Origin of the sequence: Glycomyces paridis, from assembly GCF_004912155.1 — a bacterium.
Lineage (GTDB): Bacteria > Actinomycetota > Actinomycetes > Mycobacteriales > Micromonosporaceae > Glycomyces > Glycomyces paridis.
The window spans coordinates 1-24,775 of sequence record NZ_STGX01000023.1 but is presented as its reverse complement, the minus strand read 5'-3'; the positions used below and the strand labels follow the sequence as shown (position 1 = coordinate 24,775).

Annotated in this window: 19 protein-coding genes and 1 pseudogene; 9 read left to right on the top strand and 11 right to left on the bottom strand. The window is 71.0% G+C overall.

All coding sequences use genetic code 11. From position 1 onward, the window contains the following. Positions 1–48: 48 nt before the first annotated feature. The gene (locus E9998_RS23365) at positions 49–1,518 is read right to left on the bottom strand and encodes a glutamate synthase subunit beta (RefSeq protein ID WP_136532161.1); all 1,470 of its coding nucleotides are present in this window, start codon (positions 1,516–1,518) and stop codon (positions 49–51) included. Then, complete coding sequence (gene gltB / locus E9998_RS23360; RefSeq protein WP_136532160.1) at positions 1,511–6,022, bottom strand: glutamate synthase large subunit; 4,512 nt, start codon at positions 6,020–6,022, stop codon at positions 1,511–1,513. The genes E9998_RS23365 and gltB overlap by 8 nt, the downstream gene beginning before the upstream one ends. A 346-nt stretch (positions 6,023–6,368) precedes the next feature. Here gltB and E9998_RS23355 point away from each other — a divergent pair, with 346 nt between their 5' ends. The 4 genes from E9998_RS23355 (at position 6,369) to E9998_RS23340 (ending at position 10,569) form a co-directional block, all read left to right on the top strand. Further along, entirely contained in the window at positions 6,369–7,364 is a 996-nt protein-coding gene (locus E9998_RS23355; protein ID WP_136532159.1) for a hypothetical protein, read from the top strand. A 139-nt stretch (positions 7,365–7,503) separates the two neighbouring features. Next, positions 7,504–8,286: a hypothetical protein gene (locus tag E9998_RS23350; protein ID WP_136532158.1), complete on the top strand. Its 783-nt coding sequence runs from the start codon at positions 7,504–7,506 to the stop codon at positions 8,284–8,286. Between the two features lie 51 nt (positions 8,287–8,337). After that, positions 8,338–9,282: an RNA polymerase sigma factor SigJ gene (sigJ, locus tag E9998_RS23345; protein WP_136532157.1), complete on the top strand. Its 945-nt coding sequence runs from the start codon at positions 8,338–8,340 to the stop codon at positions 9,280–9,282. A gap of 93 nt (positions 9,283–9,375) precedes the next feature. Further along, entirely contained in the window at positions 9,376–10,569 is a 1,194-nt protein-coding gene (locus E9998_RS23340) for an NAD(P)/FAD-dependent oxidoreductase (protein WP_136532156.1), read from the top strand. A 74-nt stretch (positions 10,570–10,643) separates the two neighbouring features. Here the strand turns inward: E9998_RS23340 and E9998_RS23335 are convergent, their stop codons facing one another. The 3 genes and pseudogenes from E9998_RS23335 to E9998_RS23325 form a co-directional block, all read right to left on the bottom strand. Continuing rightward, the gene (locus tag E9998_RS23335) at positions 10,644–11,627 is read right to left on the bottom strand and encodes an RpnC/YadD family protein (RefSeq protein WP_136532155.1); all 984 of its coding nucleotides are present in this window, start codon (positions 11,625–11,627) and stop codon (positions 10,644–10,646) included. A gap of 62 nt (positions 11,628–11,689) precedes the next feature. Further along, positions 11,690–13,015 carry a histidine--tRNA ligase gene (gene hisS, locus E9998_RS23330; protein WP_136532154.1) on the bottom strand — a complete coding sequence of 442 codons (1,326 nt, stop codon included), beginning with the start codon at positions 13,013–13,015 and terminating at the stop codon, positions 11,690–11,692. Positions 13,016–13,024: 9 nt separating this feature from the next. After that, positions 13,025–13,739: pseudogene (locus E9998_RS23325) on the bottom strand (MBL fold metallo-hydrolase). 162 nt (positions 13,740–13,901) lie between these two features. Here E9998_RS23325 and E9998_RS23320 point away from each other — a divergent pair. From E9998_RS23320 to E9998_RS23305, 4 genes are all read left to right on the top strand, one after another. Beyond that, entirely contained in the window at positions 13,902–14,216 is a 315-nt protein-coding gene (locus tag E9998_RS23320) for a hypothetical protein (protein WP_136532153.1), read from the top strand. Positions 14,217–14,266: 50 nt separating this feature from the next. Then, positions 14,267–15,163 (top strand): peptidylprolyl isomerase, encoded by an 897-nt coding sequence (locus E9998_RS26585; RefSeq protein WP_136532152.1) that lies wholly within the window; start codon positions 14,267–14,269, stop codon positions 15,161–15,163. A 118-nt stretch (positions 15,164–15,281) separates the two neighbouring features. Continuing rightward, entirely contained in the window at positions 15,282–17,660 is a 2,379-nt protein-coding gene (locus E9998_RS23310) for a RelA/SpoT family protein (protein ID WP_136532151.1), read from the top strand. 63 nt (positions 17,661–17,723) lie between these two features. After that, a complete protein-coding gene (locus tag E9998_RS23305) occupies positions 17,724–18,194 on the top strand; it encodes a hypothetical protein (RefSeq protein ID WP_136532150.1) in 471 nt (156 codons plus the stop codon). 43 nt (positions 18,195–18,237) lie between these two features. Here E9998_RS23305 and E9998_RS23300 read toward each other — a convergent pair whose 3' ends face one another. Both E9998_RS23300 and E9998_RS23295 read right to left on the bottom strand, forming a co-directional pair. Further along, positions 18,238–18,789 carry a hypothetical protein gene (locus E9998_RS23300; RefSeq protein ID WP_136532148.1) on the bottom strand — a complete coding sequence of 184 codons (552 nt, stop codon included), beginning with the start codon at positions 18,787–18,789 and terminating at the stop codon, positions 18,238–18,240. A gap of 38 nt (positions 18,790–18,827) precedes the next feature. Continuing rightward, positions 18,828–20,030 carry an FAD-dependent oxidoreductase gene (locus E9998_RS23295; RefSeq protein ID WP_136532146.1) on the bottom strand — a complete coding sequence of 401 codons (1,203 nt, stop codon included), beginning with the start codon at positions 20,028–20,030 and terminating at the stop codon, positions 18,828–18,830. Between the two features lie 145 nt (positions 20,031–20,175). Between E9998_RS23295 and E9998_RS23290 the strand changes: the two genes are divergently transcribed. Next, positions 20,176–20,376, top strand: coding sequence for a YtxH domain-containing protein (locus tag E9998_RS23290; RefSeq protein ID WP_136532144.1), 201 nt, complete (start codon positions 20,176–20,178; stop codon positions 20,374–20,376). A gap of 81 nt (positions 20,377–20,457) precedes the next feature. On the opposite strand, the gene secF is transcribed toward E9998_RS23290, so the two are convergent. The 4 genes from secF to E9998_RS23270 form a co-directional block, all read right to left on the bottom strand. Further along, positions 20,458–21,642 carry a protein translocase subunit SecF gene (secF, locus tag E9998_RS23285; protein ID WP_136532143.1) on the bottom strand — a complete coding sequence of 395 codons (1,185 nt, stop codon included), beginning with the start codon at positions 21,640–21,642 and terminating at the stop codon, positions 20,458–20,460. Positions 21,643–21,648: 6 nt separating this feature from the next. Continuing rightward, a complete protein-coding gene (secD, locus tag E9998_RS23280) occupies positions 21,649–23,511 on the bottom strand; it encodes a protein translocase subunit SecD (RefSeq protein WP_136532142.1) in 1,863 nt (620 codons plus the stop codon). Positions 23,512–23,784: 273 nt separating this feature from the next. Further along, positions 23,785–24,228, bottom strand: coding sequence for a preprotein translocase subunit YajC (yajC, locus tag E9998_RS23275; RefSeq protein ID WP_204745617.1), 444 nt, complete (start codon positions 24,226–24,228; stop codon positions 23,785–23,787). Positions 24,229–24,320: 92 nt separating this feature from the next. After that, positions 24,321–24,775: Holliday junction DNA helicase RuvB C-terminal domain-containing protein (locus tag E9998_RS23270; RefSeq protein ID WP_275669531.1), on the bottom strand; the 455-nt coding region annotated here is incomplete at its 5' end.

Below are 24,775 nucleotides of genomic sequence, written 5' to 3'. Positions count from 1 at the left end.
ATTGAGCGGGAACATTAATCGACCCCGCTCGATTCCGCCTATTGCACTTTATGCGGCGAGCGGCTGTGCGCCCGCGCCGACGGGCGCCGGGAGCGCCGTCTGGCCGCCGAGATAGCGGTGCGCGGCCGCGGCCGCCGCCCGCCCCTCGGCGATCGCCCACACGATGAGCGAGGCGCCCCGGTGGGCGTCGCCGGCCACGAACACGCCGGGCGCGTCCGTCTGCCAGTCCTCGCCGCAGTCGATGACGCTGCGGCGGGTCCGCTCGATGCCGAGCTGGCGCAGCAGCGGCTGGTCCTCGGTCCCGGCGAAGCCGATCGCCAGGAGCACCAGGTCTGCCGGGACGACCCGCTCGGTGCCGGGCACCGGGACGATGTCACGGCGGCCCTGGGACTTGTCCACGGTGACCTCGGAGAAGCGCATCTGGCGCACGTGCCCGTGCTCGTCCCCGATGAACTCGGCGGCGGCCGACGCGTAGTCGCGCTCCCCGCCCTCCTCGTGCGCCGGGTAGTTGCGGACGATGACCGGCCAGGTCGGCCACGGGTCCCTGCCGTCGTCGCGCGCCTCGGGCGGGGTCGGGTACAGGTCGAGCTGGCGGACCGAGGCCGCGCCCTGCCGGTGGGCCACGCCCAGGCAGTCCGCGCCGGTGTCGCCGCCGCCGATGATGACCACGTGCTTGCCCTTGGCGTCGATCGGCGCGAACGGGGCCTTGCCCGCCACGACCTGGTTGGCGCCCACGAGGTGCTCCATGGCCTGGTGGATGCCCGCGAGCTCGCGGCCGGGCTGGCCGGTCTCGCGGCCCTCCAGGGCGCCCACGGCGAGGATCACCGCGTCGTGCCGCGCGCGCAGGTCCTCGGCGGTGATGTCGACGCCGACGTTGACGTCGCACTCGAACTCGACGCCCTCGGCGCGCATCTGCTCGACGCGGCGGTCGATCTGGTGCTTCTCCAGCTTGAAGTCGGGGATGCCGTAGCGCAGAAGCCCGCCGGGGGCGTCGTCGCGCTCGTAGACGGTGACGGCGTGGCCCGCGCGGGCGAGCTGCTGGGCGGCGGCCAGGCCCGCCGGGCCCGAGCCGACCACCGCGACCGACTTGCCGCTGGCGTCCTCGGCCGGGCGCGGCTCGACGAGGTCGTCGTCGAAGGCCCGGTCGATGATCTCGACCTCGATGTTCTTGATGGTGACGGGGTCGTCGCCGATGCCGAGCACGCAGGCGGCCTCGCACGGGGCCGGGCACAGCCGCCCGGTGAACTCCGGGAAGTTGTTCGTCGCGTGCAGCTGCTCGATCGCCGCGCCCCACCGGCCCGTGCGGGCCAGGTCGTTCCACTCGGGGATGCGGTTCCCGAGCGGGCAGCCGTTGTGGCAGAACGGGATGCCGCAGTCCATGCAGCGCGCCGCCTGCGCCGTCACCACGTCCTTCGTGGTGCGCGTGTAGACCTCGCGGTTGTCGAGGAGGCGCACCGGCACGGGGCGCTTCTTCGGGACCTCGCGGCCGTGTTCGAGGAATCCGCTCGGGTTAGGCATTGGCGGTCTCCTTCTCCGTCAGCACCAGGGTGCGGGACGCGACCGAGTCGCGGGCTTGGGCGGCGAGGACGGCCTTGTACTCGCGCGGGATGACCTTCGTGAAGCCGCTGGCGGCCTTGGGCCAGTTGCCGAGCAGGTCGGCGGCGACCGCCGACCCGGTGGCGCGGCCGTGGCGCAGCAGCAGGGAGTGGACCAGGTCGATGTCGGAGGCCGACAGCGGGTCGAGGTCCGCCAGCGCGGTGTTGGTGCGCGACTCGTCCAGGCGCCACACGTACGCGGTGCCGCCGGACATGCCGGCGGCGAAGTTGCGGCCGGTGGGGCCGAGGACGAGGACGGTGCCGCTGGTCATGTACTCGCAGCCGTGGTCGCCCACGCCTTCGACGACGGCGACGGCGCCGGAGTTGCGGACGGCGAAGCGCTCGCCGACCTTCCCGCGCACGTACAGCTCGCCGGAGGTCGCGCCGTACAGGATGGTGTTGCCCGCGATGACGTTCTCTTCGGCCTTGAACGGCGCCCCGGCGTCGGGCATGAGCGCGATGCGCCCGCCCGAGAGGCCCTTGGCGACGTAGTCGTTGGCGTCGCCGACGAGCTTGAAGGTCGCGCCGCGGGTGAGGAACGCGCCGAAGGACTGCCCGGCGGTGCCGCGGAAGGTGAGGCAGACCGAGTCGTCGGGCAGGCCGTCGCGGTGGCCGCGGGAGACCGCGGCGCCCAGGAGGGCGCCGACGGAGCGGTCGGTGTTGCGGATCTCCAGGTCGGCTTCGACCCGCTCGCCGGATTCGAGGGCGGGGCGGGCGATGTCGAGGAGCCGGGCGCCGAGGGTGCCCTGGACGCCGTGGTCCTGGACGGTGGCCTGGACGCGCGGTCCGGCGACGGGCGCGGCGATGACGTTGGCGAGGTCGACGCGGGCGGCCTTGCGGCCCGAGCCGGTGAGCTGGCGGAGCCGCTCGACGTCGCCGATGGCCTCGTCGAGGCTGCGGTAGCCCAGTTCGGCGAGGTGCTCGCGGACCTCCTCGGCGATGTAGCGGAAGAAGTTCTCGACGAATTCGGGCTCGCCGGTGTAGCGCTCGCGCAGGACCGGGTCCTGGGTGGCGACGCCGACGGGACAGGTGTCGAGGTGGCACACGCGCATCATGACGCAGCCGGCGACGACGAGCGGGGCGGTGGCGAAGCCGTAGCCCTCGGCGCCCAGGAGCGCGGCGACGACGACGTCGCGGCCGGTCTTCATGGCGCCGTCGACTTCGAGGCGGACGCGGTCCCTCAGGCCGTTGCGGACGAGGGTCTGCTGGGCCTCGGCGAGTCCGATCTCCCACGGGGTGCCCGCGTGCTTGATCGAGTTCGCCGGGGAGGCGCCGGTGCCGCCGTCGTAGCCGGAGATGAGGATCGTGTCGGCCTTGGCCTTGGAGACGCCCGCGGCGACGGTGCCGACGCCCACTTCGGAGACGAGCTTCACGTGGACCTCGGCGTCGCCGCCGCCGGCGTGCTTGAGGTCGTGGATGAGCTGGGCGAGGTCCTCGATGGAGTAGATGTCGTGGTGCGGGGGCGGGCTGATGAGGCCCACGCCGGGGGTCGAGTTGCGGGTCTTGGCGATCCACGGGTGGACCTTGTTGCCCTGGAGCTGCCCGCCCTCGCCGGGCTTGGCGCCCTGGGCCATCTTGATCTGGATGGCGTCGGCAGTGGCGAGGTACTCGGAGGTGACGCCGAAGCGGCCGGAGGCGACCTGCTTGATGGCCGAGCGGCGCTCGGGGTCGTAGAGGCGCTCGACGTCCTCGCCGCCCTCGCCGGAGTTGGAGCGGCCGCCGAGGCGGTTCATGGCGATCGCGAGGGTCTCGTGCGACTCGATGGAGAGCGCGCCGTAGGACATCGCGCCGGTGTGGAACCGGGTGACGATGGACTCGACGGGCTCGACCTCGTCGAGCGGGACGGCCGGGCGCGAGTCGTCGAAGCCGAGCATCCCGCGCAGGAGCCCGGAGTCGGCGGCGATCGCGTTGACCTTCTCGGTGTAGCGCTTGAACACGTCGTACTGGCCCGAGCGGGTGGCGTGCTGGAGCAGGAACACCGTCTCGGGGTTGAACAGGTGCACCTCGCCTTCGCGGCGCCACTGGTAGTCGCCGCCCGGGGGCAGCGGCTCGGCGGCGTCGACGGGGCGCTCGTAGGCGGCGCGGTGGCGCTCGGCGACCTCTTTGGCGAGGGTCTGGAGGCCGATGCCGCCGATGGAGGAGTCGGTGCCGGTGAAGTAGCGGTCGACGAAGTCGGCGTCGAGGCCGACGGCCTCGAAGATCTGGGCGCCGGTGTAGGAGGCGATCGTGGAGATGCCGATCTTCGACATGACCTTGAGGACGCCCTTGCACAGCGCGTTGATGTAGTTCTCGACGGCCTGGGCGGGCTCGGCGTCGACCACGCCCTGGGCGCTCAGCTCCTCGACGGAGTCGAACGCGAGGTAGGGGTTGATCGCGGCGGCGCCGTAGCCGAGGAGGACGGCGGCGTGGTGGACCTCGCGGCAGTCGCCGGTCTCGACCAGGAGCGCGACCTTGGTGCGGGTCTGCTCGCGGACGAGGTGCTGGTGCACGGCAGCCGTGAGCAGCAGCGAGGGGATGGGCGCGAGGTCGGCGGTGGAGTCACGGTCGGAGAGCACGAGGATGCGCACGCCGTCCTCGATGGCCTCGGAGACGTGGCGGCAAATCTCGACCAGGCGGTCCTTCATGCCGCGCGAGCCGTGGCGGGCCTTGTAGACCCCGGAGACGCGCACGGCCTTGAAGCCGGGCATGTCGCCGTCCTCGTCGATGTGGAGGATCTTCGCGAGCTCCACGTTCGAGAGGATCGGGCGGGCGAGCTCGATCTGGCGGCACGAGTGCGGGCCGGGTTCGAGGAGGTTGCCCTCGGGGCCGACGGTGGTGCCGATCGCGGTGACGAGCTTCTCGCGGATGGCGTCGAGCGGCGGGTTGGTGACCTGCGCGAACAGCTGCGTGAAGTAGTCGAACAGGAGCTTGGGGCGCTTGGAGAGCCCGGCGATGGGCGTGTCGGAGCCCATGGAGACCAAGGGCTCCTCGCCCTTGGCGGCCATGGGGGCGAGGAACATGCGCAGCTCCTCGTCGGTGTACCCGAAGGTGAGCTGGCGGCGGCGCACGGACTCGCTGTCCCAGGTGCGGGCCTTGCGCTCGGGCAGCTCTTCGAGGCGGATGAGGCCGGCGTGGAGCCAGTCGCCGTACGGGTGCTCCTTGGCGAGGGAGTCCTTGACCTCCTCGTCGTCGAGGATGCGGCCGGCGCCGGTGTCGACCAGGAACATGCGGCCCGGTTCGAGGCGGCCCTTCTGGGCGACCTGGGAGGGCTCGATGTCGACCACGCCGGACTCGGAGGCGAGCACGACGAGGTCGTCGGTGGTGCGCCACCAGCGGGCGGGGCGCAGGCCGTTGCGGTCGAGGACCGCGCCGATCTGGACGCCGTCGGTGAAGCAGACGGCGGCGGGGCCGTCCCAGGGCTCCATGATGGAGGCGTGGTAGCGGTAGAAGTCGCGCCGCTTGGGGTCCATGGTCGCGTTGTGCTCCCAGGCCTCGGGCATCATCATGAGCATCGCGTGGGGCAGGCTGCGCCCGCCCAGGTGCAGCAGCTCGACGACCTCGTCGAAGTTGAGCGAGTCGGAGCCGCCGGGCGTGTTGATCGGGAAGAGCCGGCGCAGGCGCCCGGGCAGGGCCTCGGTGGCGAGCTCGGCCTGGCGTGCGGTCATCCAGTTGCGGTTGCCGCGGATGGTGTTGATCTCGCCGTTGTGCGCGACCATGCGGAACGGGTGGGCCAGCGGCCACGACGGGAACGTGTTGGTCGAGAACCGCGAGTGGACCAGGGCGATGGCGCTGGTGAGGCGCTCGTCGGCCAGCTCGGGGTAGAACTGCGGCACCTGCGCGGGGGTGAGCATGCCCTTGTACACGACGGTGCGCGAGGACAGGCTGACGATCGCGGCGCTGCCGAGGTGGCGCTCGCGCATCTCGCGCTCGGCCTGCTTGCGCACCGCATAGGCGAGGCGGTCGAGGTCCAGGCCCGCGGCGAGACCGTCCTCGGCGGCGAGGAAGACCTGGGAGACGCGCGGCTTGGAGCCGAGCGCGGCGGCGCCGAGCCCGGAGGCGTCGGTGGGCACGTCGCGCCAGCCGAGCACGCGGCAGCCCTCGGCGACGGCGTACTTCTCGACGATGGACCGCGCGCGGGCGGTCTCCTCGTCGCTCTCGGGGGTGAAGACCAGTCCGGCGGCGTAGTGCCCGGCCGCGGGGAGGGCGAAGCCCGCCTCGGCGCGGTAGAAGGCGTCGGGGATCTGGAGCATGATTCCGGCGCCGTCGCCCGAATCGGGGTCGGGGGCGGTCGCGCCGCGGTGCTCCATGCGCACGAGCGCGGACAGGCCGCGCTCGATGACCGCATGGGCGGTCCGTCCCTGCATGTCCGCTACGAAGGCGACGCCGCAGGCGTCGTGTTCCCATGCGGGGCGGTAAAGACCGGGCTCAGAGTTCAGGGCAGAACGCAACCGTGGCCTCCTTCGTCGTCGAGGGCTCCTACAGCGAGTGGGGGCGCCGGAGCACTGCGGTGTTTCGAACGGGACGACGTCGGCCCGAGAGAATGCAAAGTGTCAGGCGAGTGTAATGCATCGCTCATCTGGCGGACACCATCGTCCTACGATCCGAGCAGGTGGCGCGGTTTTTCTCAAGGGCCGCCGAGAATCCCGGCAATCGGTTCGCAATGGCCCCGTAACAGGGGGGCGGGCCGCGCATGACAGTGGCGGTCGGTGGCTAGAGTGATCGCATATCGCACGGCGCCCATCCCCGTGCCCGCACCCCCTGATTCAGAGTACGTTCGCAAGGAGCGATTCACCAATGACCTATCCCCCGCCCCCTGGCTACGGCCAGCAGCCCCAGCAGCCGGGATACCCGCCGCAGCAGCCGGGCGGATACTCGCCCCAGCCGCAGGGGCAGCCCTCGCCGTACGGGCAGCCGTCGCAGCCCGGATACGGGGCCCCCCAGCAGCCCGGGTACCCGCCTCAGCCGGGCGGCGCCTACGGCGCACCGCCGCCGATGCCCCCCGGGGGCGGCGCCGGCGGCAGCGGCTTCGGCCAGTTCGCGAAGGACACCGGCAAGGGCCTCCTGTGGAAGCTCATCCCGGTGGTCCTGGTCGTGCTCGGCCTGGGCATCTACTTCCTCGTCCAGCTCGTCAACAACGGCGGCGACGCCGGCCAGGCGCTCGACGACCTCGACGACACCGACACCTCGGCCGGCGTGGCCGTGGGCGACTGCCTCTCCTCGTGGGACATGACCTTCAGCATGTCCGAGGACCCGCTCGCCGACCTCAAGGTCGACTGCGGGGCCGCCGACGCCCTCTGGACCGTGACCACCGTCAACGAGGACGTCGACGAGATCCGCGCCGACTCCGCGGGCGTCCCCGAGGACCTCGCCCCGATCGTCGAGATCTGCGGCGAAGAGGTGCTCGGCTTCCAGTTCGGCCAGACCTGGAAGGACTTCAACTACGTCGTCGACGCCTCCGGCGGCAAGCTGGACTACCTCATCTGCGTCGAGTCGATCGACACGGCGGACGCCGAGGGCAACACGCCCCGGATGCCCGACGTCGGCGACTGCTTCAACGACCCGTACGACAGCTGGTACGTCACCGACTGCGCCTCCGCGTCCTACACGGTGACGGCGACCTCGCCGATCGACTCCCCCGTGGCCATGACCGACGACGAGCTCATGGAGGCCGCGTCCTCCGTGTGCGGCGCCGAGGACTGGTACTGGGGCATCACCCAGCTCACCGACCCGTCGGGCTACACCGACGCCGACCCGGTGACCGGCATCCTCTGCGCGTCGAGCAACTACTAGCGCGCACCGACCGAAGGGCCGTCCCGCTGCGGGGCGGCCCTTCGGCGTTCCTGGAGGGGACGGTGTTCGCCGAGAGGCAATATGATGGAACCTGATCGCCCGACCACGCCCCCAGCCCGGCCACGCGACGGAGACCCCCATGGCTTACCCGCCCCCGAACCCGTACGACCCCGCCCAGGGGTACGGGCAGCCCACGCCGCAGCACTACACGACCGACGCCGACCCCTACTCCCGCCCCGACCCGTACGGGCCCGGCACCGGCTACGGCAACCCGCCGCTGAACGTCCAGCCCGGGAGCGTCCCGCCCGGACAGCCCTACTCCCCCGCGGCCTACCCCGCGCAGACCGGCGCGTTCCAGCCCCCCGCCGGCCCGCCCGGCGGCGCCTTCCAGCCCGGCCAGGCCGCGCCCCCGCCGCCGCGCGGGAACTCCAACGCGCCCTTGATCATCACCTTCGTCGTGATCATCCTCGCCATCGCCACCGGCGGCATCTTCCTGGCCGTCAACCTCGGCGACGACGACGGCGACCCGGTCGCCGAGTCGACCACGACCGAGGCCCCCGAGGAGACCACCGAACCGGCCGAGGAGACGACCGAACCCGAACCGTCCACCGAGGAGGCGACCACCGGCGAGGAGTCGGTGTACCGCGTCCCCCAGGAGGGCGAGTGCATCGAGAACGTCACCACCGGCTTCTACGTCGTCGACTGCGAGGCCGCCGACGCCTACTGGTACGTCGTCCACATCGCCAAGAACCCCGAGGACCCCGACCCCACCGACCAGTGGCACTCGGTGGCCGCCAACGACGCCTGCGACGGCTACGAGTGGACCCAGTACTACTACACCGACACCGCGATCGCCGCGGGCCGCGACTGGGACCCCGAGATCGACTCCATCACCGCGATCTACTGCGTCCGCGAAGTGTAGGGCCGCTTCGTAAACCGTCCACGCGGCCCGGCGGGAGCTAGGATCGGCCCCATGCTGATCACCGAGGACGACCTCACCCGGTTCGAGGCCCACCGCCCGCGCCTGGAGGCCGTCGCCTACCGGATGCTCGGCTCCGCCGGGGAGGCCCAGGACATCGCCCAGGAGGCCTTCCTGCGCTGGCAGGCCGCCGACCGCGAGCGGATCGACGTGCCCGAGGCGTGGCTGACGAAGGTGGTCACCAACCTGTGCCTCAACGAGGTCACCTCGGCGCGCGCCCGGCGCGAACGCTATGTGGGGCAGTGGCTCCCCGAGCCGCTCCTCGCCGGGGACCCGATGCTCGGCCCGGCCGACACCGCCGAGCAGCGCGAGTCGGTGTCCTACGCCGTCCTGACCCTCATGGAGCGCCTGTCCCCGGTCGAACGGGCCGTGTACGTGCTCAAATCGGCCTTCGACTACTCGCACACCGAGATCGCCTACATCCTGGAGATCTCCGTGGCGAACAGCCAGCAGATCCTCCACCGAGCCAAGCGCCACCTCGCCGACGGCAAGGCGCGCACGGAGATCGACGAGGCCGCCGCGCGCCGCGTCGTCGAAGAGTTCCTGGCGGCGGCCACCAGCGGCGAGACCGAGCCGCTCGTGCGGCTGCTCACCGCCGACGCCATCGCGGTCGGCGACGGCGGCGGCAAGGTCCCCGCCCGCGCCCGGGCCTTCGAGGGCGCCGTGGCGGTCGCCAAGTTCATGTGGGGCCTGTTCCGGCCCGGCCAGGCCAAGCGCGCCCTGGTCGGCGGCTCGCCGGAGGTCTACGTCGCCTCGGCGAACGGCGGCCCGGCCGTCGTGGCGGCCCTCGACGGCCGCGTGGTCGGCATCCTGTGCCTGGAGGTCACGGCCGAGGGCATCGCCGCGTTCCGCAACCAGGTCAACCCCGACAAGCTCGAACGCGCCACGGCCCGTTGGGCGGGCGAGGACCGAGGAGAACCCCTGTTCAACGCCTTCTGACAGCCATGTGAGGTGCTTCACATGCTCCTGGTGTCAGGAAACCGCGGGCCGCCCGGTTCAAGTGTCGAACCCGCATCAGACAGGAGCAGGAACATGAAGCACCGCATCATCGTCCTCGGCGCCGGCTACACCGGCGCGATCGCCGCCGGCCGCCTGGCCCGCCGCCTCCACGCCGACGACGTCGCCATCACGCTCGTCAACGCCGAGCCCGACTTCGTCGAGCGCGTCCGGATGCACCAGGTCGCCGCCGGCCAGGACCTCAAGCCGCGCCCGTTCGCCGAGATCTTCGCCGGGACCGGCGTCGAACTCAAGCTCGCGAAGGTCACCGCCGTCGACGCCGACGCCAAGACCGTCGCGATCCTCGACGCGAACGGCGCCGAGCGCCTCGCCTACGACACGCTCGTCTACGCCCTCGGCAGCGGCTGGAACGACCAGGCCGTCCCCGGCGTCGCCGAGCACGCCTACGAGGTCGCGAGCCGCCCCGGCGCCCTCAGACTCCGCGAGCGCCTCGCCCGGCTCGACGCCGGCGCCGCCGTCACCGTCGTCGGCGGCGGCCTCACCGGCATCGAGGCGGCCACCGAGTTCGCCGAGGCCCGCCCCGACCTCAAGGTCGCGCTGATCGCCCGCGGCGGCCTGGGCGACTGGGTCTCGCCGAAGGCGCGGCAGCACCTGTGGAAGGTCTTCGGGCGGCTCGGCATCACCGTCCACGAGCACGCCGACGTCGCCGAGGTCCGCGCCGACGCGGTCGCCACCGCCGAGGGGCGGACGATCCCCGCCGCGGTCACCGTGTGGGCCACCGGCTTCGCGGTCCACCCGATCGCGGCCGCCACGACCCTCGCGACCACCGCGAACGGCCAGATCGAGGTCGACCGCGACATGGCCTCGGTCTCGCACCCGGACGTCTACGCCGTCGGCGACGCCGGCTACGCCATCGGCGACGCGGGCGCCCCGCTGCGCATGTCCTGCGCCTCAGGCACCCCGATGGCCTGGCAGGCCGCCGACACCATCGCCGCCCGCCTCACCGGCGGCCGCGCCAAGCCAGCGCCGCTCCACTACGTCCAGCAGTGCGTCAGCCTGGGCCGCAAGGAAGGCCTCATCCAGTTCGTCACCCGCGACGACCAGGCCAAGGACTCCTCGATCCGCGGCCGCACCGCCGCCCTCTACAAGGAGCTCATCTGCACGGCCGCCGCCTGGAGCGTCGCCCACCCCACCCTCGGCCTCCCCGTCCGCCGCCGGCACCTCGCCACCCACCGCGCCCACAAGCCCACCGTCAACGCACTCGCCTAGGACCACCGAAGGAAACCAGAAAAAGGCGGGCGCCCCGACCGGGGCGCCCGCCTCTGCGTTGCACTGTCTGCGGTTCAGCCGAAGATGTCGGCGGTGGAGCGCGCAGTGACCGCCAGCTTCCCCCACGCGCGGAGCTGGGCAAGGTCGCGGCAGCTCTCGATGCGGCGGCGTTCGTTCTCGCTGATGCGCAGCGCCCGCGCCTCGATGATGTCGAGGAGCATCTCCGTGGCCTCCTCGACTCTGCCTTCAACCCTGCCTTCAACCCTGCCTTCAACCCTGCCCTCGACCCTGCCTCGGGCCTCGCGGTCGGCGAGGAGCTTGCTCTGGTACGGGTACGTCTCTTGCTGCATCAGGGCCTCCAGGATCGTGCGGGGGTGCTCGCTGAGCTGCCCCAACATGTACTCAGTGTAGCGTTTGGCGATGTCCTCGGGGAGTGGTGCGAGTTCCGTCTCCGCGGCCGCGAGCAACCGCTCGATGTCGTCCGATTGCTCATGGATCAGGGTGCCGAGCACCATCTGCTCGGCGAGGGCACCGGTCCCCGAGTTCGCAAGGAGCTGCGGGTAGTTCGCCCGGCTGAGCACCAGCATCCGGAAGGCGCTTCCGGGCTGGCCGGTGCTGATCGCCTCGGCCGCCCACGCGGCCACCGAGGGGACCGGGCAGACCACGATAAGCAGAACCGGCGCCTCGATCCGGTGGCGGAAGTTCGCCTGGTATGCGGGCCAGGAATACCGCTTGCGGTCGTCCTGGCCGCGCTGAATCTCGACGATGATGCCGAGTCGGACGGCTCCGCCCTTGCGGCAGACGACCGCGTTGTCGGCGTTGAGGTCTCGGACTTCGATGTCAGTCATGGACTCGGAGTACGGGAGGATTTCGTCATGCTCGGGGATCGGGAGGTCGAGAATCTCCCGGGCGAGTTCGACGGCGAAGCTCGGCTTGTTCTTGCAGAGCTTTATCGGATTGTCGTGTACGTGGGTCGTCACCCGCCCAACGGTACGAACCGCTTGGAGCAGAGCAAAACACGTAACACGATCAAGATTCTCGTAAGCGACGATCATCACAACTAGACCGGAAAGCATGAAGGCGGGCGCCCCGGTTCGGGGCGCCCGCCTTCGCGTCGTGGCTATTCGGCGACGATGCGGGGGGTGAGGTCGTCGGCGGGCGGGTTCCAGGTGTCGAGGTCGACGGTGGACTGGTCGCCGGAGCGGATGTCCTTGATCTGGGTGCCGTCGTCGTTGGTGAAGAGCACGAAGGGGATGCCGCGCTTGTCGGCGAACTTGATCTGCTTGCCGAACTTCGCCGCGGAGGGGGAGACCTGGGTCGCGATGTCGCGGCGGCGCAGGCGCTGGGCGAGGGCGTTCGCGGCGGGGCGCTCGTCCTCGTTGGCGAGCGCGACGAGGACGCAGGTGGGGACCTCGCGGGTGGCGGTGAGCGCGCCCGCGTTCAGGAGCGGCACGAGCAGGCGCGAGACGCCGATGGACAGGCCCACGCCCGGGTAGGCGTTCTTGCCGTCGGAGGCGAGCTTGTCGTAGCGCCCGCCCGAGCACACCGAGCCGAGGTGCTCCTGGCCTTCGATGAAGACCTCGTAGACGGTGCCGGTGTAGTAGTCGAGGCCGCGCGCGATCTTCATGTCCGCCACGACGAAGCCGGGGGCCTCGGCGGCGACGGCGCTGACGACGGCGGCGAGCTCCTCCAGGCCCTCGTCCAGGAGCGGGTCCTCGACGCCGAGGGCGCGGACGGCCGCGACGAACGAGGTGTCCTCGGCGCTGATCGCGGCGAGCTTGAGGCACGCGTCGGCCTGCTCGGGGGTCGCGTCCACGCCGTCGATGAGGAGTTTCGCGGTGGCCTCGGGGCCGATCTTGTCGAGCTTGTCGACGATCCGCAGCGCCTCCTCGGTGTCGCGGATGCCGAGGCCCTGGTAGAAGCCCTGGGAGAGCTTGCGGTTGTTGACGTGCATCCGGACCTTCGGCAGCGGCAGGCCGCGCAGGGCGTCGGCGACGACGAGGGCCACCTCCGCCTCGTAGTGCGCGGGCAGCTCGCCCTGGTCCACGATGTCGATGTCGGCCTGCCAGAACTCGCGGTACCGCCCGCCCTGGGGCCGCTCGCCGCGCCAGACCGGCTGGATCTGGTAGCGGCGGAACGGGAAGTTCAGCTTCCCGGCGTTCTCCAGGACGTACCGCGCGAAGGGCACGGTGAGGTCGAAGTGCAGGCCCAGCTCGGCGTCGGAGGTGTCGCGCTCGTCGGCCTGGAGGCGGCGCAGGACGTAGACCTCCTTGGAGGTCTCGCCCTTGCGCAGGAGCTGGTCCATGGGCTCGACCGCGCGGGTCTGGAGGTTCGCGAAGCCGTGCAGCTCGAAGGCGCGGCGGAGGTGGTCGACGACCTGCTGCTCGACGATCCGCTGCCGGGGCAGCAGTTCGGGGAAGCCCGAGAGCGGCTGGGGTCGTGACATGGCGGTCTCCTAGCGGAAAAGTGTGCGAATGCGGAAAACGGGCGCGGCGGGCCTAATGATGGGCCGCGGCGCGCTTCAGGTACGGATTGCGGGCGCGTTCGGCCGCGATCGTGGTGCTCGGGCCGTGCCCGGGGAGGACGACCGTGGCGTCGTCCAACGGGAGGACCTTGCGCCGCAGGCTGTCCCACATGGCCGTCTCGCTGCCGCCCGGCAGGTCGGTGCGCCCGATGGCGCCGCGGAAGAGCACGTCGCCCGAGAGCGTGTACAGGCCCTCGTCGCCTGCGGTGTGGAACATGGCCGAGCCGGCGGTGTGGCCGGGGGCGTGGTCGACCGTGAAGCGCATCCCGGCGAGTTCGAAGTCGCCGCCGTCGTCGAGCGCGCGCACCTCGTCGGGCTCGGTCCACTCCAGGCCGGTGCCCACGAGCGACATCATGTTGGCGCCGAAGCCCCTGGTCGGATCGGCGAGGAGGTGCGCGTCGTCGGCGTGGATGAGCGCGGGGACGTCGTTCGCGCCGCACACGGGGGTGACCGAGAAAGTGTGGTCCAAGTGCCCGTGCGTCAAGATGACGGCGACGGGCTTGAGGCCGCGGTCGGCGAGCAGGTCCTCAAGGCGGGGGGCGATGCCGATGCCGGGGTCGACGACCACGCATTCGGAGCCGGGGCCGGCGGACAGCACGTAGCAGTTCGTGCCGAACGCATCCGCCACCAGCGTCTCGATGAGCACCCGCGCCTCCCCCTCCGTCGCGGCCTCAGGATACACGGGGCATCCTGCGGTGACGCGTCTGACTTGACCCGGTTAGACTGCGGAACTCGTAACCCCCAGAACGCGCGAGCTGATATCGACGACTTGCGATGTTCGACACGACCGGTCGACCGAGGAGGCCAGGTGCCCGCCAAGTCCAAGCACATGGAGCGGCGCAAGCAGCGCATCGCGAACGCGAAGAAGAACGCGCGTCTCGCGGGGAAGCTGCGCCGTCGCCGCCAGCTCCAGGCGTTGTTCGGACTCCTCGCGATCGCGGCCGTGCTCACGCTGGGATACCTGTGGCAGTCCGGGTTCTTCACGGACGAGCCCGAGGACACCCCCACCGGCGAGGTGACCGACCCGATGCTCGACCCGAGCGCGGAGTCCACCGAGGCGCCCGCCGAGGGCGAGACCTCCGAGGCCCCGGCGGAGGAGACCCCCTCCGAGAGCACGTCGTAAGTCCAACCAGTCGTAACCAGCACCCCCACCCGCGCGAAGGAGAACCGACGGTGGCGTCGAAACAAGCCCAGCGCCTGGCCGCCCGGCAGCAGTTGCAGCAGCGCATGTCCGCCAAGGCCGAGGAAGAGCGACACAAGCGCAACATCGGCTGGGCCGTCGGCGGCGTCGCCGGCCTGGTCGCGCTCGCGCTCCTCGTCTGGGGAGCGTTTGCATTCTTCGCTCCCGAGGACGGCGACATCGACGCGGTCGACCCCGAGGTCGCCGGCGTGATCCGCAAGGCCGAGGCCGCTGCGGGTCGCTGCGACGGCGCCGAGCCGAGCGGCGAGGGCGAGACCGGAACCGCGACCGAGGGCCTGACGGACGGGCGCCCCGCCCAGGACGTCTACCTGGAGTGCTTCCAGATGAGCACCCCGAGCGCCACCGAGGTCGAGAACTGCATGTACACCTCCGCCGACGGCGTCAGCCCCACCCCGCAGTCGGTGCAGCCCGCCTCCGGGACGCAGGAGATGACGATCGTGACCAACCTGGGCGTGATCACCGCGGACATCTACACCGCCGAGGCCCCCTGCACGGCCGGGTCGTTCACGTTCCTCGCGCAGGACGGCTACTTCGACGACCAGCAGTGCCACCGGCTCACGACCGACGGCATCTGGGTCCTCCAGTGCGGCGACCCCGACGCGCGCGCCGCGATCGAGGCCGGCACCCCGGAGATGGCCGGCGCGGGCTCCCCGGGCTACCAGTACGAGGAAGAGAACCTGCCGGTCGATGCCGAAGGGAACTACCCCGCCGGGACGATCGCGATGGCGAACGCGGGCGCCGGCACCACCGGCAGCCAGTTCTTCATCGTCTACGAGAACACCAAGCTCCCGCCCGCCTACACGATCCTGGGCACGATCACCTCGGGCCTCGACCTCGTGGAGCAGGTGGCGGCGGCCGGCGCGATGTAGCGCCCGCCGAGTGTGTGCTGCGGCTCAGTGCGGAGCGGCTCGGAGTCGCTCCGCGCGGGCCGGAGCCCTGCGCGGCTAGGATGGGTGTCGAAGCTTTTGTCGAGGTTCTGCGAAGCCGATGAGCCGTGTGAAGACCGAGGAGGCGTGCGTGGTGACCGAGCGAGCCGCGTCCGGCAATACCGCTGACGCCGCGCCCGCCGCGAGCGCCCCCATAGGGCCGCCCACGGGACGGCGCATGCGGGCCCGCCTGGCGCGCTTCAACGCCCCGTGGCAGTCCTCGCAGCTCCCGGAGGTCCTGGAGCCGCTGGTGGCCGCCCACCGGGCCGCGCACCCGCGGGCCGACGTGCGGCTGCTCCAGCAGGCGTACACGCGGGCCGAGGAGCTGCACAGCGGCCAGTTCCGCAAGTCCGGGGACCCGTACATCACGCACCCGCTCGCGGTCTCCTCGATCCTCGCCGAGCTCGGCATGGACACGAACACGCTGGTGGCGGCCCTGCTGCACGACACCGTCGAGGACACCGACTACGAGCTGGACGAACTGGAGGCCGAGTTCGGCGGCGAGGTCAAGCTCCTGGTCGACGGCGTCACGAAGCTCGACAAGGTGAAACTGGGCGACGCGGCGAAGGCCGAGACGATCCGCAAGATGGTCGTGGCGATGGCCAAGGACCCGCGGGTGCTCGTCATCAAGCTCGCCGACCGCCTGCACAACATGCGCACCCTGACGTTCCTGCCGCCCGAGAAGCAGGAGCAGAAGGCCCGCGAGACCCTGGAGATCCTCGCTCCCCTGGCCCACCGCCTGGGCATGAACACCATCAAGTGGGAGCTGGAGGACCTGTCCTTCGCGACGCTGTACAAGAAGCGGTACTCCGAGATCGCGCGGCTGGTGTCCGAGCACTCCCCGCAGCGGGAGATGCTCCTCCAGCAGGTCATAGCGCAGGTCAAGGACCACCTGAAGAACTCGCGCATCAAGTCCGAGGTGTCGGGGCGCCCGAAGCACCTGTACTCGATCTACCAGAAGATGATCGTGCGCGGCCGCGACTTCAACGACATCTACGACCTGGTGGGCCTGCGCATCCTCGTCGAGAACGAGCGGGACTGCTATGCGGCCCTCGGTGTGATCCACGCGAACTGGCAGCCGGTGCCGGGGCGCTTCAAGGACTACATCGCGATGCCGAAGTTCAACATGTACCAGTCGCTGCACACCACGGTGATCGGCCCGAACGGCAAGCCCGTCGAGATGCAGATCCGCACGTGGGCGATGCACCGCACCGCCGAGTACGGCATCGCGGCGCACTGGAAGTACAAGGAGACCAAGAACTCCACGGTCGCCGGCCCGCCCGCGCACATCGACGACATGGCGTGGCTGCGCCAGCTCCTCGACTGGCAGCGCGAGGCCGCCGATCCCTCGGAGTTCCTCGACGCGCTCCGGTTCGACCTGGCCTCCTCCGAGGCGTACGTGTTCACGCCCAAGGGCGACGTCATCGCCCTCCCGGCGGGCTCCACTCCCGTGGACTTCGCGTACGCCGTCCACACCGAGGTCGGCAACCGCTGCATCGGCGCGCAGGTCAACGGCAAGATCGTGCCGCTGGAGTCGACGCTGTCGAACGGCGACGTGGTGGAGGTGTTCACCTCCAACTCCGAGAACGCGACGCCGAGCGAGGACTGGCTCGGGTTCGTCAAGAGCCCGCGCGCCCGCACCAAGATCAAGCAGCACTTCAAGCGCGAGCGCCGCGAAGAGGCGATCGAGCAGGGCAAGGACGAGCTGACCCGGGCGATGCGCAAGCGCCGCCTGCCGCTCCAGCGGATGCTCACGCACGACAACCTGACGTCGCTGGCGAAGGACCTCAACCTCAAGGACGTCGAGGCGCTGTACGCGGCCCTGGGCGAGCACCACGTCTCCCCCACCCAGGTAGTGCAGCGGCTCCTGGAGGTCCAGGGCGGCGCCGAGGGCGCCACGGAGGACATGGCCGAGGCCACGGCCCCGACGCAGCCGGCGCGGATCGTGCCGGAGGCCCACGGGGACATCCACGCGGCCGTCACGGTCGCGGGGATGGACGAGGGCGAGATGCCGGTGCGCCTGGCGCACTGCTGCAACCCGATCCCCGGCGACTCGATCATCGGCTTCGCGACCCGCTACCACGTGATCTCGGTGCACCGCAGGGACTGCGAGAACGCCGAGGAGCGCGTGGAGCTCCAGCCCGACAGGGTCTTGGAGGTGCACTGGTCCAACGAGGACGACCAGGCGACCTTCGTGGCCACGGTCCAGGTCGAGGCGCTCGACCGCCACCGTCTCCTCGCCGACGTCACGCAGGTGCTGTCGGGCGAGCGGGTGTCGATCCTGTCGGCCACGGTCACCACGACACGCGACCGGGTCGCCTTGTCCCGCTTCACGTTCGAGATGGCGACGCCGGAGCACCTCGATCACATCATCAAGGTGATCCGCAAGGTCGACGGCGTGTACGACGCGTACCGGCTCACCGGGACCGAACGCGCCTGAGCCCGGCCGCGACCGGTCGGTATGGTGTGTCCGTTCGCCTCCGGCCCTACAGAAAGCGCGTCGATGACTGCCCTCTCCGACTTCAAGGGCGACGACCTCGCCGACCTCCTCGCCGCCCCCAGGGCGGTGATGGAGGGCGCGATCGTCGCCGACGGCGCCCCGAACGCGCTCCGCTTCCTCAAGGAGCTCACGGCCGCCGCGAAGGTCTTCAAGCACGCCCAGCGCGACGAGAACGACTTCGTGCGCGCCGTCGCCAACCGCCTCCGCGAGGAGGGCACCGGCGAGTCCGAGGGCAAGGGCCTCCCCGACCCGGACGAGGCGATCGCCCGCGCCATCGGCACCACCGAGCGCGCGGTGTCCCTCATCCGCTCCGACCTCGACCGCGAGGCCTACGGCGACTGGCTCGTCCGCATCGCCACCGAGGTCGCCGAGGCCTCCCGCTCCAGGGAAGGCGGCTTCTTCAGCAAGAAGGTCGCCGTCTCCAAGGGCGAGCGCGACTTCATCCAGCGCCTCGAAGAGGCCGTGGAGGACTGAACGACGAGGGCCCGCGGCCGGTCTCGGCCGCGGGCCGCTTCGCTCATGCCGTCGTGATGGTCAGGTTGAGGCCATCGTCGGGGTGGAAGGTCCACGAGGCGGTGTATCCGTCGAAGTCCGCCTCCTGGTACCCGTCGAGGGCGCGGGTGTTCTGGATCCGCTCGACCACTGAGTCGGGAACGTCGAGTTCGCCGAGCAGGCAGTCGAGCTGGCTCAGCGTCGCGCCGGGCATCTCTTCTGCTCCGGCCCGGTCGATGACCAGCGTGGCCCCCTCGTCCCCGATGCGGACGTCGGATGAGCCCGACGCGCACTCCTCCTTCGCCGCTTCGAGCGCATGGGGGTCCGATCCGCCGCCTCCGGGGCGGTCCACGGCGAGACCCACACCGAGCCCAAGGAAGAACGCGGCGCCGGCGATGACGGTAGTCCAGACGAGCCGGTGGTCTCGGCGGACCGTGGTGGCGGGCGGCGTGACGGCCGCTGGCGGAGGCCCGGAGGGCGGTTCGGGTGCGACGAGGTCGACCGGCGGAGTGGCTGGTGCGATGGGGAGCGGTTCGGGCGCGGACTCGGGGTCCGAAGGGGATGGAGAGGGATTCATACGCGGAGCGTCGCACGGCCGGGGCCGAACCGCGAGGATTACCACTCGATCGTGTAGGCGTGCTGCCAGGCGGCTCGTTCGGGGGTGGCGAAGCGTGCCATGAAGAACGGCATGAGGGCGTCGCGGAAGCGGGCGGCGACGGGGCCGGCGGCCTTGGAGCGGTTGGTGCGGGCGGCTTCGGCGATGACGCGTTCGACGCGGGAGCGGCGTTCGCGCTCGTAGGCGGCGAAGGCCCGTTCGACGGGCAGGTCGCGCAGGTGCTTGGCGAGGACGACGGCGGATTCGGCGGCGAGGCTGGCGCCCTGGCCCGAGGAGGGCGAGGTCGCGTGGGCGGCGTCGCCGATGAGGGCGATGCGGCCCTTGGACCACACCGGGACGTGCGGGAGGTCCTCCAGCGGCGAGGCCGGGATGAACCCCTCGGGGGTCATGTGGTCGATGAGGTCGAGGGCGGGCCCGGCGTCGTCGGCGAAGGCGGCGCGCATGAGGCGCGTCCACTCCTCGAAACTCGTCTCGCGCACCGCGTCGCGGTCGAGGTGCTTGTACGGCAGGTTCGCGAACCAGCCGGTGCGCTCGCCGTCCGACAGGTGGCCGAAGAAGGCGCGGCGTCCGAAGATCATGTGGAAGGACCCGCCGGTGGAGGGGACGCCCGAGGGGCCGTCGATGTAGCCGCCGAGGCCGATGAGGCCCGTGTAGCGGGGTTCGGGGGCGGCGGGGTCGACGAGGCGGCGGGCGACCGAGCGGATGCCGTCGCAGCCGATGAGCAGGTCCGCTTCGGCGGTGGTGTGGTCGTCGAACTGGGCGATGACGCTGTGGCCGGTGTCGACGGCGTCCACGAAGCGCTTGCCGTACACGATCGGGACGCCTTCCGCTGCGGCCCGCTCCCGGAGGAGGTCGGCGAGGCGCCCGCGCGGCAGCGTCAGGCACATGGGCAGGTCGGGGTCGGTCTCGACGGTGCCGAGGACCTTGCCGGTGCCGGACTGGATGACCATGCGCGGGGTGGCGATGCCCTCGGCGGCGAGACCGGCGTCGGCGTCGAGCAGGCGCAGGGCGCTGAGGCCGTTCGAGGCGAGGGTCAGGGGCCCGCCCTTGGAGCCGGTGCCGGGCCGGTGGGTCTCGAAGATCCGCGCTTCGATGCCTGCCTTTCGCAGGGCGAGGGCCGCAGCGGGTCCGGCGACGCCGCCGCCGATGATGAGGGCGGTGCGGGCGCGCCCGGCGGTGCTGGTGATCGGTCCGTTCGTCATGGGGACGACGGTATGGGGCAATCGGCCCCGTCCGCGTCATCCTCCGGTAGCGTTCGGGATTCGACTCGGGGTGTACGGGGAAACCGCTCCGGACGCCCCGGTCCGCTCATATAGTGATACCGACTCACGTAGGGAGGGGTTCACCGTGGGAATGTCGGACAAGTTCAACGAGATGAAGGACAAGGTCTCGGACAGCGCGGGTGACATGAAGGACAAGGCCGAGGACCTGTACAACAAGGCCAAGGACTCGCCGGCGGGCGAGAAGATCGACGACATCGCCGACTCCGTGAAGGACAAGGCGCAGGACGCCGTCGGCAAGCTCAAGGGCGACAAGCGGCCCGAGTAGCCGCCGGCTCCCGATGAGCCACCAGCTGCAAGACGGCGGGCGGACCGTGAAGGTCCGCCCGCCGTCTTCGTGTCCGCTGGGTCAGCGGCGCTTGCGCTTCCTGGCGTTGGAGCCGCCCTGGCGGGAGGCACCCCCGGCCCGGGCCGGGGCGGGCTCTTCGAGCAGCTCCAGCGGCAGGTCGTCGGTCTTGGCCAGTTCGAGGCGGTCGTCGTCGTCCTCGTCCGCGGCGGCGCTCTTGGCGGACTTGCGGGCGGGCTTGGCGTCCTCGTCCTCGCCCGAGCGCTTGGCGGCGATCTTCTGGTTGTGGCGCTTGAAGACGGCGCTGCGCTCGGCCAGGTCGACCACCCACGGGGCGGCGAGGAAGATCGAGGAGTACGCGCCGACGATCATGCCGACGAACAGCACGAGCGCCAGGTCCTTGAGGGTGCCGACGCCGAGCATGCCGACGCCGACGAACAGCAGCGCCGCCACCGGCAGGACGCCGATGATCGAGGTGTTGATCGAGCGCATGAGCGTCTGGTTGACCGCGTCGTTGACGGCCTCGGCGAAGGTCTGGTTGCGCGACTTGAGCAGTTGCGCGGTGTTCTCCTGGACCTTGTCGAAGACCACGACGGTGTCGTAGATCGAGTACCCGAGGATCGTCAGGAGGCCGACGATCGTGGAGGGCGTGATCTCGAAGCCGACGAGCGAGTAGATCCCGACGGTGATGATGACGTCGTGCGCGAGCGCGCCCAGCGAGGCGATCGCCATGCGCCGCTCGTACCTGATCCAGATGAAGGCCGAGACCAGCACCAGGAACACGATGAGCGCGATGAGCGCCTGCTTGGAGACGGCCGCGCCCCAGGTCGCGGAGACCTCGGAGACGGAGATGGAGTCGGCGCCGATGCCCGCCTCGGCGGCCATGGCGTCGCGGACGGCCGTGGACTGGTCGCCCTCCAGCTCGCCGACGCGGACGATGTAGGAGCGGCCGTCGCCGCTGCCGGCGACCTGCCCGGAGGCGACCTCGGCACCGGCGGACTCGGCCGCGGCCTCGACGTCCTCGAGGGTCGCCGAGGTCTCGGCGGCGGGGACGCTGTACTGGACGCCGCCGGCGAAGTCGATGCCGAGGACGAAGCCCTTGATGATCATGACCACGACGAGGGCCGCGATGACGACGGCGGAGGCGATGTAGAACCGCTTCCGGTTCGCGATGAACTGGAAGTCGGTCTCGCCGCGGTAGAGCTGGCTGAGGATGTTCGGCCGCTTCTCGGTCTGCTTGGTGCTCATCGGTCCTTAGCCTTTCGCAGCCGCGTCGCCGGTGGCCGGGGTGATCTTCGTGTGAAGGCCCGACAGCGCCTGGCTGTTGAGGAGCCTCCCGCGCGAGAGGAGTTCGGCGATCGGGTGGGTGAACAGGAAGACGATCATGACGTCCACGATGGTCGAGATGCCGAGCGCGAACGCGAACGCCCGGACCGGGCCGATCGCGAGGATGTAGAGCACGACGGCGGAGATCATCGAGATGGCGTTCGCCGACAGGATCGTGCGCCTCGCCCGCACCCAGGCCCTGGGGATGGCCGAGCGGGCCGAGCGGCCGCCCGCCATCTCCTCCTTGATGCGTTCGAAGTAGACGATGAAGGAGTCGGCGGTGATGCCGATCGAGACCACGAAGCCGGCGACGCCCGCGAGCGTGAGCGTCAGGCCCACCTGGGAGCCGAGGAGCGCGATCGCCGGGTAGAGGACGCCGGTGGCGACGATGAGCGAGCCGAGGACCACGAAGCCCATGAGCCGGTAGTAGATCATCGAGTACAGGAACACCAGGATGAGGCCGAGGAGCATGGCGATCATGCCCGCTTCGAGCTGGTCCACGCCGAGGGTGGCGGTGACCTCGTTGACGGTCTCGACCACGAACGTGGTCGGGAGCGAGCCGAAGTTCAGCTGGTCGGCGAGCTGGTTGGCCTCGTCCGCGGAGAAGTCACCGGAGATCTGCGTGGAGTTGGTCGAGACCTCCTGGATCGTGGGGGCGCTGACGACCTCGTTGTCGAGGACGATCGCGACCGGGGACCCGAGGCCGGCGGTGGTGAGGGCGCCCCAGCGCTCGGCGCCTTCGCCGGTGAACTGGACGTTCACGACGAACTTGTTGGGGTTGGCCTGGTCGGTGCCGACGTCGGCGGTGTCCACGTCCGAGCCGAGCACGGTGGCCGGTTCGAGGAGGTACTTGTACGAGAAGGTCAGCGACGGGTCGTCGGCCACGGCCGGCTCGGGGGCCGAGCACGCGGTGACGGCGATGTCCTCCTGCTGGACGGCGCCGGGCGGGCGGTTGTCGAGCTGCTCGCAGGTGACCTGGGGGACGTAGAACTGGACCGAGGCCGGGAGGTAGGAGACCTCTTCGGGGGTCAGCTCGCCGAACGGGTCGAGGAGCGCGTAGGTGGCCTCGTCGGCGGGCGCGGCGGTGAGCGCCTGCGCGGTCGCGGCGGCGTCCTCGCCGACCTTCGCCCAAACGTCGTCGAGGGTGATGTCGGAGTCCTCGGTGGTCGGCGCCTGGCCGGAACCGGCGGTCTCCTCGGAGGTGGCGGCGTCCTCGGTCGGCGTCTCGGTGGCCTCGGAGGCGTCGTCGGCGGGGGTCTCGGTGGGGTCCGCGGCGGGGGTCTCGGTGGCCTCGGCCGTGGGCGTCTCGCTGGCCTCGTCGGTGGGCTCCTCCTCGGCGAGGGCGTCCTCCAAGGCCGAGTAGTCCTCGACCGAGTCGGTGACGAGGCGGAAGCGCAGTTCGGCGGGGGCGCCGACGTCGCGCAGGGCGGTCTCGTCGATGTCGTCGCCGGCGACGTTCACCACGATGTTCTCGGTGCCCTCGACGAAGACCTCGGGCTCGGAGACGCCCGTGGAGTTGACGCGGCTCTCGATGATCTGCCGGGCCTGCTCCATGGTCTCGGCCGTGGGAGGCTCGTCGGTGCCCTGCTGGTAGGCGGTGAGCGGCATCGACAGCCCGCCCTGGAGGTCGAGGCCGAGCTTCGGTGTGGGGAACTTCCATCCGGAACCCGCCAGGGCGGACACCCACAGGACCGCGAGGACCAGGATCAGCGCCACGAAGTAGGGGGCGACTGGCTGGCGCTTGCGCTGGATCTTCTTCCGTGGGCGGTCAGCGCCCGTTACTGAAGCCAATGGTCGGTCTCTTCCTCAGAACTCGGATAGGGGCGGGCACCGCGATGCCCGCGCAGACGGTAGCGGGCGCCGGCCGGCCTCTCGACCGGCCGGAGGGGGTGGCCCTCGGCGCTGCTTGCGAGCCGTCGAAGTGTCGACTTGCACACACGTACCCTCGGCGCGGCTCATTCTAGGACGGCGGCCTTTGTCGGCTCTGCCCGGCCTACGGGGTGCGCCCGGCGGGCGCGGGTCCGGCGGTGTCCGGTCTGGGGATCGCGTGCGGGCCGGCGGCTTCTAGTACTCCTTGCGGTCGGCGTTCCCGGCGTGCTTGTCCTTGCCGTCGTCGCCGCTCTCGCGGAGCTTGTCGAGGTCGTCGTCCGAGAGGGTCGCCTCGACCTCTTCGGCGGACTCCTCGTCGGCCTCGGGCTCGGTCTCGGCGGGGGTGACGACCTTGGCGATTGCCTGGCGGGCGAAGACGAGGAAGGTGTCGTCGCTGGCCTCGAGGGTGACCGACTCGTCGTCGGAGTCGACGACGGTGCCGTAGAGGCCGCCGATGGTCATGACCCGGGCGCCGGGGGCGACCGTGTCCTGCATGTTCTGCTGCTCGCGCTGCCGCTTCTTCTGCGGGCGGATCATCACGAAGTACATGAGGGCGATGAAGCCGACGATCATGATGATGAACATGAGGTTCCCACCGCCGGCGCTTTCCTGAGCGAGGACGTCTGCGGATGCAAGCACGTTGGTGCCTTTCGTCGTGGATGGTCACGGTCTCGGTGACGTGGGCGGAGTCTATCCGGTACACGGTGTCGCCCCGTCCCCACGGCCCAACCCTACGCGTCCCCCGAGCCGAACAGCCCTTCGGCGCTGGGCGGGTTGAGCCCGAGGTGGTGCCAGGCGGCGGCGGTCGCCACGCGCCCCCGCGGCGTGCGGGCCAGGAGCCCGGCACGCACCAGGAACGGCTCGCAGACCTCCTCGACGGTGTCCGGCTGCTCCCCCACCGCGACCGCGATGGTCGAGAGCCCGACCGGCCCGCCGTTGAAGGTGCCCACGAGCGCCCGCAGCACCGCCCGGTCGAGGCGGTCCAGGCCCAGGTCGTCCACGTCGTACAGGGCCAGCGCCGCGGCGGCGACCTTCGCGTCGATGGTGCCGTCGGCGCGGACCTGCGCGAAGTCGCGGACGCGGCGCAGGAGCCGGTTGGCGATGCGGGGCGTGCCCCGCGAGCGCCCGGCGATCTCGGCGGCGCCGGCGGGGGTGACGGCGACGTCGAGGATGCCCGCCGAGCGGG